The organism is Ruegeria sp. K5 (genome assembly GCF_056531805.1).
On record NZ_JBQFML010000001.1, the window covers coordinates 909221 to 927075 of the forward strand.

Consider the following 17855-nt stretch of genomic DNA (forward strand, 5'->3'; position numbering starts at 1 on the left):
GCGCGCGCATCTGCCTGTCAGAGCGTCAGTGTAACCCCATTATGCGCACGATCATTTCCTTCGCCGCCCTGTTTCTTTCCGTCATTCTGTTGCAACTGTCGACAGGCGGCGTCGGGCCATTGGACGCCATCTCGGGCATCACGCTTGAGTTCACGACCGAGCAGATCGGTCTGCTGGGATCGGCACATTTCATCGGGTTCTTTGTCGGCTGCTGGTGGGCCCCGCGTTTGATGGGGACTGTGGGCCATTCCCGCGCCTTCGCGGTCTGCACCGCCTTGGGTGCGATGGGGCTGATCGGGCACACACTGACCGAAAACCCCTATATCTGGGCCGCGCTGCGGATCGCATCGGGCACCTGTGTCGCCGGGTGCTATACAGTGATCGAGGCCTGGCTGAACGCAAAAGTCAACAATGAAACGCGTGGGCGCGCGATGGGCACGTACCGCATTGTCGACATGGGTGCCTCGCTGACCGCGCAGTTGATCATCGCGGTTCTGCCACCTGCCTCTTACGTGTCGTATAACCTGCTGGCCATTCTGTGCTGCGCCGCGTTGTTGCCGCTGACACTGACGCGGGCCAGTCAACCTCAGACACCTGATGCGCCTCGGTTGCGGCCAAAACTGGCCTGGCGCAGCTCGCCCCTTGCCGTTGCGGGCGTGATCGTTGCCGCGCTGAGTTCCGCATCGTTTCGAATGGTTGGTCCTGTCTATGGGCAGGAGGTCGGACTGGGCGTGGACCAGATCGCGTTCTTCCTGGCCTCATTCGTGTTGGGCGGGGCATTGGCGCAATATCCGATGGGCTGGCTTGCGGATAAATATGACCGGCGCTGGGTTCTGATCTGGCTGTCCGCCGTCGCGGTCCTAAGCTGCGGGGTCACCATGGCGGCCAGCGGCACCGGAACTGTGGGTGTCATGCTGGCGGCTGGTTTCTTCGGCTTTACCACCTTCCCGATCTTTTCGGTTTCATCCGCCCACGCAAACGACTTTGCCACAACCGAACAGCGGGTCGAGCTGTCGGCGGCGCTGATGTTCTGGTATGCGCTGGGGGCCATTGCATCGCCCTACATCTCATCAACGCTGATCCAGCAATTCGGTCCCGGGGCGCTGTTTGCCTTTGTTGCGCTGGGTCACATCTTCCTGATCGGATTTGGCCTGGCCCGAATGCGGTCGCGCCCCACGCCCGAAGAGCGAACAAATTACGTCTATGCACCGCGCACCTCCTTCACCATTGGCCGATTGCTGAAACGGTCCCGGGAAGGATAAAGAAGCAGGACCAGCATTGATCGCATCTGCCCCCAACGGTGCGAAACATGAGTGTTATACCCAAAACCCCGCGAGCGGATCATGCCTGAACGACCGTCCCAAGGCGGAACCTGCGCGAGTCCTGAAAAAAACTGACCTTCAATCTGTCCAAGTTAACGTCGGGTCGCAGGCGCTTATTCCGGAAAAGCATATAGTCTGACCCCGAATACTCGGGAGGAAGACGACAATGATGACCAGAGCAGCCATGCAGGCCTTCAGGGCGAAATACCGCGCTGGCATAAGCAAAATGTACAGCGGGTATTTCCATATGCTGTCGGTGGCCATCGCTGGCCTTTTCGTCATCTGCTACAGCCTGACCTTCGTCACGGACGTGACCGCGTCACAGTTGCTGGTGATCCCGGCGACGCTTTTGTTTGTGAACTTTGCCGAATATGCCTCGCACCGCTGGCTTGGTCACGAAAAGACCAGGGTGCTCAAACTGTTCTACCAGCGCCACACCGGGGATCATCATTCCTTTTTTCTGGACACCGACATGGGATATGAAAGCCCATTTGACTGGCGTGTGGTTCTGTTCCCGCTCTATCTGATCTTTCTGTTCACGATGGGCATTGCGCTGCCCGGTGGCCTTGTTCTGGGATGGATATTCAATCCAAATGTCGGCGCGTTGTTTGCCGCTTCGACCATCGCCGGATATCTGCTTTATGAGGTGTGTCACTTCAGCTATCACGTCCCGCCCGGCAGCCGGGCTGAGGCGATGTTCCAATCCGTACCCGGCTGGTGGCGTCTCAGGCATCTTCACGCCCTGCATCACAAACGCGAACGGATGCAGGAGGCGAATTTCAACATCATCTTTCCGGTCTTCGATATCGCATTGGGGACCTTGTATTGGGAACGCCCTGAAACAAACGGCGGCTGAACCCCTGAGGTCGCATTAGGGTCGGCAACACAGACGTTAAAATCGCTTCTGCCCGAAAGCCGGGCTTTTGCTGGCCAGTGACTTACTGTAGACGAGCGCGCAGACAGTTACGTGGACACGCAAAATGGCTCGGATTCTCATCACCTCGGCGATCCCCTATATCAACGGGATCAAGCACCTCGGCAATCTGATCGGCTCGCAATTGCCTGCTGATCTTTACGCACGTTATCAGCGTGGCCGCGGGAATGAGGTCATGTTCCTGTGCGCCACCGACGAACACGGCACCCCGGCCGAGCTGGCGGCCGCCAAGGCGGGCAAACCGGTCGCGGAATACTGCGCCGAGATGTATGGCGTGCAGGCCGATATCGCCAAGCGGTTCGGGCTCAGCTTTGACCACTTTGGCCGCTCGTCCAGTGCGCAGAACAAGGTGCTGACGCAACATTTCGCGGGCAAGCTGGACGAGGCCGGGCTGATCCGCGAGGTCAGCGAGAAACAGGTCTATTCCAACGCCGACAAACGCTTTCTACCCGACCGCTACATCGAGGGCACCTGCCCCAATTGCGGCTATGACCGCGCGCGGGGGGATCAATGCGAGAACTGCACAAAGCAGCTGGACCCGACCGACCTGATCGAGCCGCGCAGCGCAATCAGCGGATCGACCGATCTGGAAGTGCGCGAGACCAAGCACCTGTATCTGCGTCAATCCGCGATGAAGGACCAACTGGACGCGTGGATCGACTCCAAGACCGATTGGCCGATCCTGACCACATCCATTGCCAAGAAGTGGCTGCACGATGGCGACGGCCTGCAGGACCGTGGCATCACCCGCGATCTGGATTGGGGTGTGCCGGTCAAGAAAGGCGACCAGGACTGGCCGGGGATGGAAGGCAAGGTCTTCTATGTCTGGTTCGACGCGCCCATCGAATACATCGCCTGCGCCAAGGAATGGGCAGATGCGAACGGCAAGACGGATGCGGATTGGGAACGCTGGTGGCGCACCGACAAGGGCGCGGATGACGTGCGTTATGTGCAGTTCATGGGCAAGGACAACGTGCCGTTCCATACGCTCAGCTTCCCGGCCACCATTCTGGGCTCGGGCGAGCCGTGGAAGATTGTCGATCACCTGAAATCCTTCAACTACTTGAACTATGACGGCGGCCAGTTCTCGACCTCGCAGGGGCGCGGTGTGTTCATGGATCAGGCACTGGAGATTCTGCCCGCCGATTACTGGCGCTGGTGGCTGCTGAGCCATGCGCCCGAAAGCAGCGACAGCGAGTTCACGTGGGAGAACTTCCAGCAATCGGTGAACAAGGATCTGGCGGATGTGCTGGGTAACTTTGTCAGCCGTATCACCAAGTTCTGCCGTTCGAAATTCGGCGAGGCTGTGCCCGAAGGCGGCACCTATGGCGAACGTGAGAACACGCTGATCGAAGAACTGACCAAACGTGTCCGCGCCTATGAGGGCCACATGGAGGCGATGGATGTGCGCAAATCGGCGCAGGAATTGCGGGCCATCTGGGTGGCGGGCAACGAATACCTGCAGGCCGCAGCCCCTTGGTCGACCTTTAAGGAAGACCCCGAACAAGCCGCCGCGCAGGTACGTCTGGGCCTGAACCTGATCCGGCTCTATGCGGTGCTGAGCGCGCCGTTCATCCCCGACACCTCGGCCCGGATGCTGAGCGCGATGAACACGCTGGACACCGGCTGGCCCGAGGATGTGGCAGCGGCGCTGTCCGCCCTGCCCGCCGGTCATGAGTTCACCGTTCCCGATGTCCTGTTCGCCAAAATCACCGATGAACAGCGCGAAGACTGGCAAACCCGTTTTGCCGGCACCCGTGACTGAATTCAGACCATCGTGACAGATACGACACGGGGGCCGCTTCGGCCCCCGTTTTTTATGCCGATACATCGCGTGACGCATGCTGTCTTACCGGGGTGCCAAACCCTTGGGGTCCTAAGTTAGCCGAAGCACGAAGAAATTTCTGCGCCCAAGGCCGCACCAGTCGTATTCAAGAAGCTTGAGATAAAGTCTCAAAACGTCCATCCTGTCGAGGAATTCTATCGACTCGCGCCGGGGCCTTTGGGGTCCGGGCAGCTATTTCATATCTACTGTGAGGCACGCGCCATGTCCCTTGATTTGACGAATATCGGTTTTCCCATCTTCGGGTCAGCCAAAATGCTGGGGCGGCATCTTGCCTTACTGACCTGCCTTGGGGTGGCGCATGGGGCTGCGGCGCAAGATCAAAGCGACGCGCCGCCACCAAAGGTTTCCATCGCTGCGGCCTATACCCAAGAGATCACGGATGAAGCCGTTTTCATCGGTCGGGCGGAAGCCATAGACAAGGTGGACATCGTCGCGCGGGTCAACGGGTTTCTTGAGTCTCAGAACGTCGAGGACGGCGCACTGGTCCAGAAAGACGATCTTCTGTTTACCATCGAGCCCGACCTCTATGAGGCCACACTTGAGGCGCGCAAGGCCGATCTGGACCGCGCCGAGGCAAATCTGGAACTGGCAAAGGTCGATCTGGCCCGGAAAGAAGAGTTGTTCCGCCGTGATGCAACCCCGGAATCCGAACGCGACATTGCGCGCGCCAACGAACTGGTTGCCGAAGCCGAAGTCAAAGCCGCAAACGCAGCCATCCAGCAAGCCCAGCTTGACCTGAGCTACACGCAGATTCAGGCGCCGTTTTCGGGCCGCATCGGGCGCGTTGCCACAAGTGTAGGTGACGTTGTTGGCCCGTCGAACCCTCCGCTGGTCAACCTGGTCAGCGAAGCGCCGATCTACGTGAACTTCTCGCTGAACGAAAAACAATTTACTTCGGTTCTTCAACAGTTTGGCGAGAATGCCAGCACTCTGGCAGAAAGTCAGAAGAGCCCCAATGTGCACGTCACCCTGCCCAACGGGACGGAATTGGGTGAAACCGGCGAAATCGTGTTTGTCGACAACCGCATCGACCCTCTGACCGGCGCGATTACCGTGCGGGCCGAGTTTGAAAACGCGGATCGGCTGATCATCGACGGCGCATTCCTTAACGTCCAGATCGAAGCGCTGGAGCCGACCTTGCAGGTGCTTGTCCCTCAGGCCGCGCTGCAACGGGATCAGCGGGGCGAGTTTGTTCTGGTCGTCAATGACCAGCAGATGGTCGAACAGCGCTATATCACGACCGGTGACACGGTGGACACCGCCATCATCGTCACCGATGGGCTTCGCGAAGGCGAGAGCGTGATCGTCGAGGGCCTGCAAAGGGTGCGTCCTGGCGTGGCCGTGGATGCGGTCGTGGCCTCTGAGCAGCCGGGAGAATAACGGATGTTCTCAGCCCTGTTCATCAGCCGGCCCAAGCTGGCGCTTGTCATTTCGCTTGTCCTGACGATCATGGGCGGCATCGGCTATATGGTTCTGCCGGTCGCCCAGTTCCCGGACATCACACCGCCCGTGGTCAGCGTGACGACCACCTATACCGGCGCAAACGCCGAGACCGTGGAAAACACCGTCGCCGCCCCGATTGAGGCGCAGGTGAACGGTGTGGACGACATGATCTACATGACGTCAACCTCGTCCGATAACGGCTCGTATTCGCTGAATATTACCTTCGAAGTGGGCACGGATCCGGACATTGCCTCGGTCAACGTGCAGAACCGGGTGGCACAGGCCATGTCATCCCTGCCGTCCGAGGTGACATCCTCGGGCGTGGTCACTCAAAAGGCATCGACCAACATGCTGTTGCTGGTGACGCTGACCTCGCCCAACGGGACCTATGACAGTGTGTTTCTGTCCAACTATGCCTCGATCAACCTGAAAGACGCGCTGGCGCGGGTTCAGGGTGTGGGCAAGGCGGATGTTCTGACCAATCTGGAATACGCCATGCGGATCTGGATGGACCCGGACAAGATGGCCGCCCTGTCGATCACCCCCGGAGATGTAATCAATGCGATCCGCGAACAGAATATCGAAGTCTCGGCAGGCTCGATCGGGTCTCCGCCCGTGCCTGAAGGCCAGACATTCCAATACACGATCAAAACCAAAGGACGCCTGACCTCAGCCGCCGAGTTTGGCGAAATTGTTATCCGCACCGGCGATGCCGGGTCCATCGTGCGTGTGCGCGACATTGCACGAGTGGAGCTTGGGGCGCAGTTCTATTCAGCCTCGGGCTACTTTCAGGCGGTTCCTGCCACAGTGATCGGCATCTATCAGGCCCCCGGCGCCAACGCGCTTGCGGTGTCTGAACGGGTACAGGCCGAGTTGGAACGCTTGTCCCGCTCTTTCCCGACGGATGTGGAATATGAAGTGCCGTTCAATACCACCGACTTTGTCGAGGCGTCGCTGAACGATGTGGTTTCGACCCTGATCCTGACCTTCATTCTGGTGATCTCGGTCGTGTTCATATTCCTGGGGAATTGGCGAGCGACCATCATCCCGGCGGTGGCAATTCCGGTATCCTTGATAGGAACGTTTGCCTTCCTGCTGGCCTTTGGCATGTCGCTGAACACGATCTCGCTGTTCGCTCTGGTTCTGGCTATCGGGATCGTGGTTGATGACGCCATCGTGGTGGTGGAAAACGTCGAACGGATCATCGCGGATGAAGGGCTGCCCCCTGCCGAGGCGACCCGCAAGGCGATGGGCCAGATCACCGGTCCCGTGATCGCGACAACGCTGGTTCTGTTGGCCGTGTTTGTGCCCGTGACCTTCATGCCCGGCATCTCCGGACGGCTGTATTCGCAGTTTGCGGTGACGATCTCGACCGCTGTTGTGATCTCATCGATCAACGCGTTGACCTTGTCGCCCGCTCTGTGTGGCCTGGTTCTGCGTGCCCGTTCCGGCCCGCCCAAGGGGCTTCTGGCCCTGTTTGAAGGGTTCATCGGAACGGTGCGCAGCGGCTATGTCGCGATTGTGCGCAAGCTGTTGATCCTGCCCGTCGTCGCGCTGGGTGTCATTGTGGCGCTTGGGATGGGAACGGGGACGATCATGTCCAACACCTCCAGCGGCTTTATCCCGCTTGAGGACAACGGCTATCTGTTCGTGGACATCCAACTGCCCGACGCGGCCACTTTGGAACGGACCGAAACGGTCTCGGCCCGCGTGGACGACAAGATCCGCGAAATCCCGGGTGTCGCCAGTACCGTGCTGGTCAACGGCTTCTCGCTGCTGAACGGTACAACCACAAACGGCGCGGCGATCTTCGTGAACCTGACCAATTGGGATGACCGTCAGGACGATGATGTGAGCGCCAATGCCATTTTGGCCAAGGTGCTCGCCATCGCCAATGGCGAATCCGCGGCCTCGATCGTGGCCTTCAACCCACCGCCCATTCAGGGCCTGGGCATGTCCGCTGGGGTCGAGATGGAGGTGCAGCAGACCGGCGGCGGTACACCGCAGGATCTGGCTTCGGCCGTGGGGTCCTTTGTTTATGCGGCGAACCAACGCCCCGAGATCGGACAATCCTACACGACCTTCCGCGCAAACGTGCCACAGCTGTTTGTCGATCTGGACCGCGAGAAAGCCAAAACCCTGCAAGTCTCGGTTGCCGAGATCTTTCAGACCATGCAGGCGCAGTTGGGATCGTACTATGTGAACGATTTCAACTTGTTTGGCCGCGTCTACCGCGTGATGATACAGGCGGACGGGACATACAGGGACAATGTCGAGGATATCTCGAACCTCTACGTCCGCTCGCAACAGGGTGAGATGGTTCCGCTGGGCACGCTCATCGATGTCGAAAACGTGCTGGGCCCGGTTTTGTTGAAGCGGCATAACCTGTTCCGCTCGGCCACTGTGACTGCGGTGCCTGCGCCGGGCCTGTCCACCGGTGATGCCATCAATGTAATGACCGAGGAATCGGCGACCGCCCTGCCCCCCGGCTATGCGTTCGAATGGACCGGAACGGCGCAGCAGCAGTTGGCTTCGGGCAGTCTTGTAATCGTGATCCTGGGGCTGGCGATCCTTTTTGGCTACCTGTTCCTTGTCGGTCAGTACGAAAGCTGGTCGATGCCTGTCTCGATCCTGCTATCGGTGGTTGTCGCCCTGTTCGGGGCGGTGGCGGCGGTGGCCATCGTGGGCAGCGACATCAACCTGTATACGCAGATCGGGATGATCATGCTGGTCGGGTTGGCCTCGAAAAACGGGATTCTGATTGTTGAATTCGCGATGGAACAACGCGCCAACGGTTTGTCGATCAAGGATGCCGCAGCCGAAGCCGCCTATCAGCGTTTCCGCGCGGTGATGATGACGGCTTTGTCCTTCCTGCTTGGAGTTGTTCCCCTGCTGGCGGCAAACGGCGCGGGTGCGGCAAGTCAGAAAGCCATTGGTGTGGCCGTATTTGGCGGAATGCTGGCCGCAACGCTTGTCGGCGTGATCCTGGTGCCGGTGCTCTACGCCCTGATGCAAAGCCTGCGCGAATGGCTGAAGGGCAGCAAAAAAGAACCGGACCCAACGGGCGAAGCAACCTGACCCAGTCAATGATGCAGAAAAAAGCCCCGTGCAGGTCACGGGGCTTTTTAGTTCAGAATATCACGCAGCAACTGTCCGACCGCGTCGCCGGGCGGTGACGGCGCTAATGACGGTTTGCGCCTCTGCCGGTGGGGCCTGTTCGACACGTCGATAATCGCTGCAATCGCTTTGCCGGGTCAGCATTCCGCAGCCAATCATCGTGCGCCGCAAGGTGGCCGGATCGTGGAACAGATGCTCGCGCCCCAGCATGTTGTTGATTTCTTTCTCGCTCAGACTGATGCCTGCGGGAAGGCTGGCCCACAAGGCCCACAACGCAAGGGTTTGCACCGCGCGTCGGGACGGCCACTGGCGCAAGCGGCCATGTGCATCGAATTGAAACAGAGCCCGCTCGACCAGACGCATATCAACGGGCACAAGGTCGGGCCGGGCCTCGATACGCCGTTTCGCAGCACTCGCAGTCCGCATATGTTGCAGGTTCTGGTACCCCGCAGCGCGGGACAGCATGTTCATCAGGGTCAGATGGGACGGGCTGCCCTCACCCAATTGGCGGCTTAAGCTGCGGGCAAATCCGGTCAGGTCATCCACGTGTAAAGGGACAGGTGTTTTGGTCATCATGCATCCATATCGGGCGTTTCGCACGCTCGTCGGTCGCTGACTTGACGAAACAACGCCCCTTTTGGTTTGCGATGCCGTCTCAAACTGAATGGCAGGTTTAGCTCTCTGATGTCAGAGCAGCGACGCCTCGGTGTCTGCCGACCGTTCCCGATGGCTAACACGATCTGTCGGCCCATCCAAGGGTCAGGCGACCTGCGCCTGCGCGCGCTGCCCCATCCACTGATCAATCCGCGCGATCTGATCGGCATTCAGACGCAGCCCCAGCTTGTTGCGCCGCCAGACCACATCCTCGGCCAACCGGGCGTATTCCTTGTCCATCAGCCATGCGACCTCGCGCGCGGTCAGGGTCGCGCCGAAATCCTCGCCCAGATCAGAGGCTTCCTTTGCGTCGCCCAGCATCACCGCCGCGTCGGTGCCATAGGCGCGGATCAGGCGCGCGGCCCAAGCGGCATTAAGGAATGGATAGTCTGCGCGCAGCGCGTCGGTAAGCGCCTGCACCCCATCAACTGGGAAGTCCCCGCCCGGCAAGGCCACTCCTGCTGTCCATGGTCCCGACAAATCCGGGAAATGCTCTGCCACTTTCTCAAGCGCGCTTTCAGCCAGACGGCGATAGGTGGTGATCTTGCCGCCAAACACGTTCAGCACAGGTGCCCCGCCATTTGCGTTCACCTTCAGCGTATAATCCCGCGTCGCCGCTGTCGCGCTGCTGGCACCGTCATCATACAACGGGCGGACGCCGGAATAGGTCCAGACGATGTCGTCCCGCGTCACGGGCTGCGCGAAATATTTCGAGGCAAAGGCGCACAAATAGTCCTTCTCGGCGTCGGTGCAGACGGGATGTTCGGACGGTTCCGCGTGGTCTTGATCCGTTGTTCCGATCAGGGTGAAATCCTGCTCGTAGGGAATGGCAAAGATGATGCGACCGTCCTCACCTTGAAAGAAATAACACTTGTCGTGATCGAACAGCCTGCGTGTCACGATATGGCTGCCCCGCACCAGCCGCACGCCTTCGCGCGAATTCACGTGGATTTTGGATTGGATGATGTCCCCAACCCACGGCCCACCGGCATTGATCAGCATTTTGGCACGGATCACACGCGTTTCATCGCTGTCGCGATCCCTGACCGTAACCTCCCACAGATCGTCGACCCGGTGGGCCGAAATCACTTCGGTCCGCACCATGATCCGAGCCCCGCGCGCCTCGGCGTCGCGGGCGTTCAGAACCACCAGCCGGGCGTCTTCGATCCAGCAGTCGGAATACTCATAAGCCGTTTCGAACCTGTCCTGCAACGGAACACCTTCGGGCGCGCTGCGCAGGTTCAAAGAGCTGGTCCCCGGAAGGATTTTGCGCCCACCAAGGTTGTCATACAGGAACAGGCCCAACCGGATCAGCCAGGCCGGTCGTCGCCCGCGCATCCATGGCATCACGGTGCTGAGCAGCTTTGATGTCGGCGTCTCAGAATCGAACCGCATATCCTTGTGATAGGGCAGCACAAAACGCATCGGCCAACTGATGTGGGGCATAGCAAGCAGCAGCGTCTCACGTTCGATCAGCGCCTCGCGCACCAGGCGGATTTCGAAATACTCAAGATACCGCAGACCGCCATGAAACAGCTTGGTCGAGGCGGAAGACGTAGCCGACGCCAGATCGTTCATTTCAGCCAAAGTGACAGACATTCCCCGCCCTGCCGCATCCCGCGCGATGCCGCATCCGTTGATCCCGCCGCCGATGATGAACAGGTCGGTGATCTGATCGTCCGTCGATGTCATAGCTTTTGATTCCCAATCAAACCCATCTGCGCGCATTAATCAGAAGGGTATTCGTATTATCAAGCTTTATGTTCGTTTATTTTCGCTTTGCAACACTGATTTGAATTTCACGCATTGCAACTTGCCAATTCGGCCAGAAAGAACAAAAACGAAAGAACTCTGACTATTTGGAACTGCTATGTCCCTTTCCTTCCGCCAAGCCGACATTCTTGAGATCGCAAGCACCGAAGGCCGCGTCACGGTAGAGGGGCTGGCAGAGCGGTTCGGGGTCACCGTCCAAACCATCCGGCGCGACCTGACCGAGCTGGCCGATGCCGGCAAACTCGACAGGGTGCATGGTGGTGCGGTTCTGCGTTCCGGCGTGTCCAATATCGGGTATGAGGATCGCCGCACCCTGAACGCGGATGCCAAGACCCTGATGGCGCAGGCCTGCGCACAGGAAATTCCCGAAGGTGCCTCGATCTTTCTGAATATCGGCACCTCGACCGAAGCCGTCGCGCGGCAATTGCTGAACCACAAGACCCTGATGGTGGTGACCAACAATATGAATGTTGCAAACATACTGGTCGAAAACCCGGGCTGCGAGATTGTTGTGGCTGGCGGCGTGTTGCGGCGCTCGGACGGTGGTCTGATCGGCAACCAGACCGTCAACACGATCCGACAGTTCAAATTCGACTATGCGGTAATCGGATGCTCGGCGTTGGATACCGAGGGCGACTTGCTGGATTTCGACTTTCAGGAAGTGCATGTCAGCCAAACCATCATCGCACAGGCGCGGCGCACGTTTCTGGTGGCTGATCATTCAAAGTTCCAACGCTCGGCCCCGGCGCGGATCGCCTCACTGGCCGCAATCGACACGGTGTACACCGATCAGCCACTGCCTGCGGATCTGTCGGAAAAATGCACCGCCTGGGACACAAACGTTCGCCTGTGCCCGTGACCCGGGATTGCGACCGCCTTCCACCATAAATGGATTGACGATCGCCCCCCTACACCTGAGGATGGGGCAACCGTCCAGAAAGGAGGCGCGAGCATGGGACTTCTGGGACAGCCTTTGGGCTACTACGATTACCTGACCTTCGTTGCATTGATCCTGCTGCTGGCCGCTGTGATGGCCCTGTTTCTGTTCATCATGGGTCTGCCCGGTCGCATCGCGATCAAACGCAACCATCCGCACGCCGAAGCCGTCAAGATCATGGGATGGATGGGGTTTCTGGCGGTTGTGCCATGGGTCCATGCCTTCATGTGGGCATTTCACGACGGTATCACGGTTGATATGCGTCGCGGCCCCGATGAAGAAAAAGAAGCCATCCGCAAAGACATTGAACGCTTAGGCGGGACCGTCAAAGAAGAATATCAGGCCGCGTCGGACGAGACGCAGAAAAGCTAAGGCCAAAGGAAACATCCGCACATGTTCGTCGCCCTGGGCATCACGCTTTTCTACATCATTTTCGTCTGGTTCATCTTCTTCAAGATGGAGTGGCTGAAGTTCAACATCGCCTGGGGGATTGTATCCTTCTGGGTCGGTGCGCATCTGTTGCTGATCTTTTTGGTCGCGCTGCGCTTTTTCCAGCCTTTCTCGGTCGACAGTCACGTCGTACGGTCCACAATTCAGATCGTACCCAAGCTGACACAACCGACAATCCTGACCGAAGTTCTGGTGGAACCGAACACACCCGTCACCAAGGGCGATCCGCTCTATCGCTTCGACGACACGGTGTTTTCGCTGGCGGTGGACAATGCGCAGGCGCAGTTGGTGGCCGCGCAGCAGAACGCGAAAATTCTGGAACAGGATGTCATCGCCTCGACCGAAGCGGTTGAGCGGGCCATTGCGCAACTGGATTATGCCTTCACCCAGCAGGCCCGATACGAGAACCTCGTTCCCGCCGGGGGTGCACGACAGGATGAGCTGGATCGCTGGAACGAACAAGTGACCGAGGATCAGGCGGCGGTGAAACAAGCCGAAGCCAATCTGCAAAAATCCATTCTCGCGCAGGAATCCCAGATCGACGGGGTTAATACCGGCATCTTACAAGCACAGGCGCAATTGGCCGAGGCCGAGTATTTCTTAGACAATACAACGATCTATGCCCCTGAAAACGGCATGATCGTCTCGCAACAGGCCCGCCCGGGTCTTGTGGTCGGTGACATTCGACTGGGCGCAATCGCCAGCTTCGTGACCGAGGACAACCCCTATCTTCTGGCGACGTTCCGCCAACAAAACCTGAAATTCGTCGAGGTCGGACAAGAGGTTGAAGTGGCACTTGATCTATATCCCGGCGAAATCCTACCCGGCAAGGTCGAGGCAATCTGGTGGGCGACGCGACAGGGTCAGTATCTACCCTCGGGCCGCCTGCCCGGCTTTGAGTTGCCGAAACTGCCCGGTCGGATCGCGGTTCAGATTACGGTCGATCTGCCCGAAGACCATATTCTTCCCGCCGGCGGTCACGCTGCCGTAGCCATCTATACCGGTCAGGGCAAAAGCTTTGAGTTTCTGAGGCGCATCAATATCCGCCTGTACTCTTTCGCCAATTTCATCCGACCGCTGGACATTTGAGGACGCAGAGCATGACACGGGCCAAACCCTTTCGATACCTGATGGGAACGGCCCTGTGTGCGGCAATGCTGACCGCCTGCACGCCGGTTGGCCCGGATTTTGTGCGCCCGAACTCTCCGGTCGTGAAAGAGTGGATCGAGGTCAACAGCCCCAGCACAGGGCCAAGCGGCCTGACCTCGCGCAGCGCGCCGGTGGTGAAATGGTGGGAGACGTTCAATGACCCGACCCTCAACAAACTGGTGGTCGAGGCTTATGCCCAGAACTTAACGCTGCAGGTTGCCGGAGCCCGTGTATTACAAGCCCGCGCGCAATTGGGAATCGCCTTTGGCGAGCTTTACCCTCAGTCGCAGGCTATTGGTGGATCTCTGGAACGGCGACAGATCAGCGATAACCTTGGACCGATCTCGGATATCAACCGCATCATCCCGCTGGATACCGAGTTTTCGACCTCGCAAGTGGGCTTTGATGCGCAATGGGAGCTGGACGTCTGGGGCGCACAGCGGCGTGGCGTTCAGGCCGCGCGATCCAATCTGGCCCTGCAGGTGGCCAACTATGACGACGCGCTGGTGACGCTGACAGGGGATGTGGCGGCACTGTATGTCAATATCCGTGCCTTGCAGGAATCCTTGGCCGTTGCCCGTGAAAACATCACCCTTCAGCAAGAGTCGCTGGACCTGACCCAGCTACGTTTCAACAACGGCGTCACCACTGAACTGGACGTTCAGGAATCCACCGCACTGTTGAACAACACCAAAGCCTTGGTGCCCGAGTTGGAAAGCGACCTGCAACAGACCAAGAATGCGTTGGCGGTCTTGCTTGGCGCAACGCCCTCGCGAATGACCAGCCTTTTGGGAAACTCCGGGCGCATCCCTTCGGCCCGGTCCAATGTCGCCGTGGGTGTTCCGGCAGAATTACTGCGTCGCCGTCCGGATGTGCGCGCGGCGGAACTGGCGGCCGCCACGCAATCGGCGCAGGTGGGTATCGCGATGGCGGACCTGTATCCACAGTTCGTGTTGTCCGGCTCGATCGGCTTGCAGGCCTCGGGCGGGCGCGATCTGTTCAGCTCGAACAGCACGACGGGTCTGGCCAGCGCGGGCGTGGTCTGGAACGTGCTGAACTATGGGCGCATCAAGAACAACGTCCGCGCGCAGGACGCCGCCTATCAGGCGCTGATCGCCAATTACCAGAATACCGTCCTGACCGCCTATTCCGAGGTCGAAAGCGCCATGGTCGCCTATGCGCAGGCCCGCAAGCAGGTCGGGCTGTACCAGCAAAGCGTCGATGCCTCGCGCAAGGCCGCGGATATTGCCGTCAGCCAATATCGTGATGGGATCGCTGACTATTCGCGGGTTCTGAATACGCAAACCGCGCTCTTGCGGTCTCAGGCCAATCTGATCGAGGCACGGCAACAGGTCTCAAGCAATTTGGTCGCCGTTTACAAAGGCCTCGGTGGCGGATGGCAAATTCGTCAGAACCAGGAGTTCCTGCCGGAATCGGTTCTGGCCGAGATGGCGTATCGCACCGATTGGGGCGACCTATTGCAACAGGACCCCACCGGGGCGAGTCTAAACTAGGCGTTACTTTGTCAGCCCGCGCAGCCCGCCTGAAATCAGGATATTCACCTCATACAAAATGCGCGGCGCGGCCAGTCCGCCGGGGCTGGCCAGATAGTTCGGGCTCCATTCCGGGTCGAACTTCTGTTTGAACGCGCGCAGCCCTTCGAAGTGGTAGAACTGCTCGCCATGTTCATAGACAAACCCGCCGATCCGGTTCCAGAGCGAGGCCAACTGGCGGTTTTCAATGCCTGAAAACGGGGCCGCGCCCAGCGAGAACCAGTGAAACCCCTGCTCGGATCCCCAGACCATCATCTCAGCAAACAGCGCATCCATGACAAAACTGGGGCTGTCGGGTTCATACCGCATCAGATCCAGTGACAGTTCCGACTTGTTGCCGCCTTGAAACAGGTTGGCAAAGGCCATGATCTGCCCGGTCTCACCATTTCGCAGCACCGCATGATCGAAATAGGACAGGTAGTCGTCGTCGAATCCGCCCAGGGCAAAGCCTTTTTCAGCCCCTGCTTTCTGCGCCAGCCAGTCATCCGAGATTTTCCGCAGCTCCGGCAATATCGGCGCGAGGTTTTCTTTCGGAATGATCTCGAACACATACCCTTCCCGCTCGGCCCGGTTCTTGGCCTGCCGGAACCGTTTGCGGGATTTTCCATCCAGCGAGAAATCTTGCAGCGGCACGCGCGCGACCTCACCGATTTTCAGGATCGACAGGCCCAGATCCAGAAAAGTCGGCAGATACTTGGTCGAAACGCTGTAAAACGCACACAGCTTGCCTTCACGATCCGCCATCTCTCGCAACTGCCAGACCAATTGTTGCCCGGCCTTTTCATCCCCTACCGGCTCGCCCTTGGAAATGATGGCGTTGCCGGTGTCGGCATAGGCAATGAATGCTGTCTGATCCGGAGCGATCAGGAATTGCTTGTCTCCGGTCAGGGAGATTTGGGATTCGGTGTCCTCACTCTCCATCACCAGCCGCTCGACGACCTCGGGGATTTCGGTGCGGACCGGTGCCGGTATCTCGCGCCCGAACAACGAGGTCACGGCCACGATGCCCACGATTACCGCCACCACAAGGCTGGATCGCAGGAAGCGTGAGGCGTCGCCGTTCCACGCGAATTCCCACCACAGCGCATTCTGGTATTCAACATGGGAATAGGCAAAAAGACCGATCCAGAAGATCACCGCCAGCAATACGACCACGCTGATCAGCCAGGGGATGTTCAGCCGGAAGATCGACGCCCCGCTGACCCGGTAAAACGCACCTCGGAACAGCGCCAACACGGCAATCGTGACCAACAGGCCAATGGCTTCATGCGTGTCCAACCCCTTGGCGAGTGAGGCGGCAAAGCCCGCCACCATCAGCAACATCGCCACGACCCACGCCCGGTAGAGTTTGCGGAACAGACCCCGCGAAACCAGCAGCAGCAAAACCCCCACCGCGCTGCCCGCCAGATGCGACGCCTCGACAAAGGACAAGGGCAGCACGTCACGCAAGACACTCAGGTTTTGGGAATTCGACGGCAACGCGCCCGAAACCAACAGGATGATACCTGCGGTTGCGGTCACACCCGCTGCGACCATCGGCACAATCGGGCGGATGGCCCGGTACACCCAAACCGCTGCCCCGCCAATCCGGTGGCGCTGTGTCAGGGCCGAGGCGACTGCGATGGACAAGCTGGCAATTGCAAAAGGAACAAAGGTGTAAACAACCCGATACAACAGCAACGCAGCGATCACGTCCGACCGACCCGAGGCCCCCAGCCCCGCGATCAAGGTGGCTTCGAACACGCCGATCCCTCCGGGCGCGTGGCTGAGGATACCGACCGCAATGGCGGCCACGTAGATCGTGAAGAAATAGGGAAATCCGACGCCCAGATCGTCGGGCATGAGCACGTACAAAACCATCGACGCACCCAGAAGGTCGCCCAAGGCCGCCAGCGTCAGCAAGCTGGCCAGCTTGCCACCCGGCAGGTTGAACTCAAACCCTGCGAACGAGAACCGGCGCCCTCCACTTGCCAACCAGAAGAACACTGCGACCAACCCGGTCAGCAAACACAGGCCAATGATCGTCTCGACCGTTTCGCTGATCGGCAGGACTTTGGAGATCCCATCGGGATGCAGCGTTAGCAATACCCCAAGGATCAGAACCAACCCCATCCAGAACGCAACCCAGGACGTGGCGATCACCCCGGCCACACGCCCAAGGTCGAGGCCCAGCGAGGCGTAGATCCGGTACCGGATCGCTGTGCCGGTGATGTAGGAAAACCCCAAGCAGTTGGAGACCGCATAACCGCTGGCCCCCGCCAAGCCCGCAATCGGCAAGGGTACCTTGCCACCGCCTACGCTTTGCACCGCAAAGACGTCATACAAGGACAAGGAAAAATAGCTTACTCCGGCCCAGAACAGGGCGACCAGCAGCAAAGTCCAGGGCGTCGCGGCGATGTCGGATTGCACATCCGCCCATTTCACATGTGATGACAGCTCGTGCAGAACCGTCAAAGCGATCGCTGTGACCAGAACCGGAATGGCGATACGCACCCAGGGTTTTTCTAGCATCCCGGTCAGCTTTTCAGCCCATTGCATCGCCTTGGACTCGTCGCTGTGGTCCTGTGCTGTCATGCTGCGCGTCCCTGCCGTTTTCTTAACCGTGTGCGACGCCAGCCCCTTGGTCTGACGCGCCCCTTTGGGGCGACACGCAAAGAAACTCTGTCACAAATTCCTT

General features: G+C 59.2%; 12 protein-coding genes. 9 read left to right on the forward strand and 3 right to left on the reverse strand.

The genetic code is table 11. From position 1 onward, the window contains the following. Positions 1-41: 41 nt before the first annotated feature. From ACR0MO_RS04615 to ACR0MO_RS04635, 5 genes are all read left to right on the forward strand, one after another. Entirely contained in the window at positions 42-1262 is a 1221-nt protein-coding gene (locus ACR0MO_RS04615; RefSeq protein ID WP_170451252.1) for an MFS transporter, read from the forward strand. Positions 1263-1488: 226 nt separating this feature from the next. Then, positions 1489-2178, forward strand: a complete 690-nt coding sequence (locus ACR0MO_RS04620) for a sterol desaturase family protein (RefSeq protein WP_480889916.1) — start codon at positions 1489-1491, stop codon at positions 2176-2178. A gap of 124 nt (positions 2179-2302) precedes the next feature. Continuing rightward, positions 2303-4021, forward strand: a complete 1719-nt coding sequence (metG, locus tag ACR0MO_RS04625) for a methionine--tRNA ligase (RefSeq protein WP_480889919.1) — start codon at positions 2303-2305, stop codon at positions 4019-4021. 282 nt (positions 4022-4303) lie between these two features. Beyond that, complete coding sequence (locus ACR0MO_RS04630) at positions 4304-5482, forward strand: efflux RND transporter periplasmic adaptor subunit (RefSeq protein WP_170451259.1); 1179 nt, start codon at positions 4304-4306, stop codon at positions 5480-5482. 3 nt (positions 5483-5485) lie between these two features. Then, complete coding sequence (locus ACR0MO_RS04635) at positions 5486-8623, forward strand: efflux RND transporter permease subunit (RefSeq protein WP_480889922.1); 3138 nt, start codon at positions 5486-5488, stop codon at positions 8621-8623. Between the two features lie 60 nt (positions 8624-8683). Here the strand turns inward: ACR0MO_RS04635 and ACR0MO_RS04640 are convergent, their stop codons facing one another. Both ACR0MO_RS04640 and glpD read right to left on the reverse strand, forming a co-directional pair. Continuing rightward, positions 8684-9235 (reverse strand): DUF2087 domain-containing protein, encoded by a 552-nt coding sequence (locus ACR0MO_RS04640; RefSeq protein WP_170451263.1) that lies wholly within the window; start codon positions 9233-9235, stop codon positions 8684-8686. 186 nt (positions 9236-9421) lie between these two features. Continuing rightward, the gene (gene glpD / locus ACR0MO_RS04645) at positions 9422-11008 is read right to left on the reverse strand and encodes a glycerol-3-phosphate dehydrogenase (protein ID WP_170621680.1); all 1587 of its coding nucleotides are present in this window, start codon (positions 11006-11008) and stop codon (positions 9422-9424) included. 178 nt (positions 11009-11186) lie between these two features. Between glpD and ACR0MO_RS04650 the strand changes: the two genes are divergently transcribed. The 4 genes from ACR0MO_RS04650 (at position 11187) to ACR0MO_RS04665 (ending at position 15139) form a co-directional block, all read left to right on the forward strand. Further along, the gene (locus ACR0MO_RS04650) at positions 11187-11948 is read left to right on the forward strand and encodes a DeoR/GlpR family DNA-binding transcription regulator (RefSeq protein WP_170518102.1); all 762 of its coding nucleotides are present in this window, start codon (positions 11187-11189) and stop codon (positions 11946-11948) included. 93 nt (positions 11949-12041) lie between these two features. After that, positions 12042-12398 carry a DUF3302 domain-containing protein gene (locus tag ACR0MO_RS04655; protein WP_170518099.1) on the forward strand — a complete coding sequence of 119 codons (357 nt, stop codon included), beginning with the start codon at positions 12042-12044 and terminating at the stop codon, positions 12396-12398. Positions 12399-12419: 21 nt separating this feature from the next. Continuing rightward, positions 12420-13565, forward strand: a complete 1146-nt coding sequence (locus tag ACR0MO_RS04660; protein WP_170451271.1) for an HlyD family secretion protein — start codon at positions 12420-12422, stop codon at positions 13563-13565. Positions 13566-13576: 11 nt separating this feature from the next. Continuing rightward, positions 13577-15139, forward strand: coding sequence for an efflux transporter outer membrane subunit (locus ACR0MO_RS04665; RefSeq protein ID WP_170518096.1), 1563 nt, complete (start codon positions 13577-13579; stop codon positions 15137-15139). A 3-nt stretch (positions 15140-15142) separates the two neighbouring features. Here ACR0MO_RS04665 and mprF read toward each other — a convergent pair whose 3' ends face one another. Further along, a complete protein-coding gene (gene mprF, locus ACR0MO_RS04670) occupies positions 15143-17752 on the reverse strand; it encodes a bifunctional lysylphosphatidylglycerol flippase/synthetase MprF (protein ID WP_170451275.1) in 2610 nt (869 codons plus the stop codon). Positions 17753-17855: the final 103 nt, after the last annotated feature.

Coding starts and splice junctions, on each gene's coding strand:
- ACR0MO_RS04615 (WP_170451252.1), top strand. CDS start 42: ATGCGCACGATCATTTCCTTCGCCGCCCTGTTTCTTTCCGTCATTCTG.
- ACR0MO_RS04620 (WP_480889916.1), top strand. CDS start 1,489: ATGATGACCAGAGCAGCCATGCAGGCCTTCAGGGCGAAATACCGCGCT.
- metG (WP_480889919.1), top strand. CDS start 2,303: ATGGCTCGGATTCTCATCACCTCGGCGATCCCCTATATCAACGGGATC.
- ACR0MO_RS04630 (WP_170451259.1), top strand. CDS start 4,304: ATGTCCCTTGATTTGACGAATATCGGTTTTCCCATCTTCGGGTCAGCC.
- ACR0MO_RS04635 (WP_480889922.1), top strand. CDS start 5,486: ATGTTCTCAGCCCTGTTCATCAGCCGGCCCAAGCTGGCGCTTGTCATT.
- ACR0MO_RS04640 (WP_170451263.1), bottom strand. CDS start 9,235: ATGACCAAAACACCTGTCCCTTTACACGTGGATGACCTGACCGGATTT.
- glpD (WP_170621680.1), bottom strand. CDS start 11,008: ATGACATCGACGGACGATCAGATCACCGACCTGTTCATCATCGGCGGC.
- ACR0MO_RS04650 (WP_170518102.1), top strand. CDS start 11,187: ATGTCCCTTTCCTTCCGCCAAGCCGACATTCTTGAGATCGCAAGCACC.
- ACR0MO_RS04655 (WP_170518099.1), top strand. CDS start 12,042: ATGGGACTTCTGGGACAGCCTTTGGGCTACTACGATTACCTGACCTTC.
- ACR0MO_RS04660 (WP_170451271.1), top strand. CDS start 12,420: ATGTTCGTCGCCCTGGGCATCACGCTTTTCTACATCATTTTCGTCTGG.
- ACR0MO_RS04665 (WP_170518096.1), top strand. CDS start 13,577: ATGACACGGGCCAAACCCTTTCGATACCTGATGGGAACGGCCCTGTGT.
- mprF (WP_170451275.1), bottom strand. CDS start 17,752: ATGACAGCACAGGACCACAGCGACGAGTCCAAGGCGATGCAATGGGCT.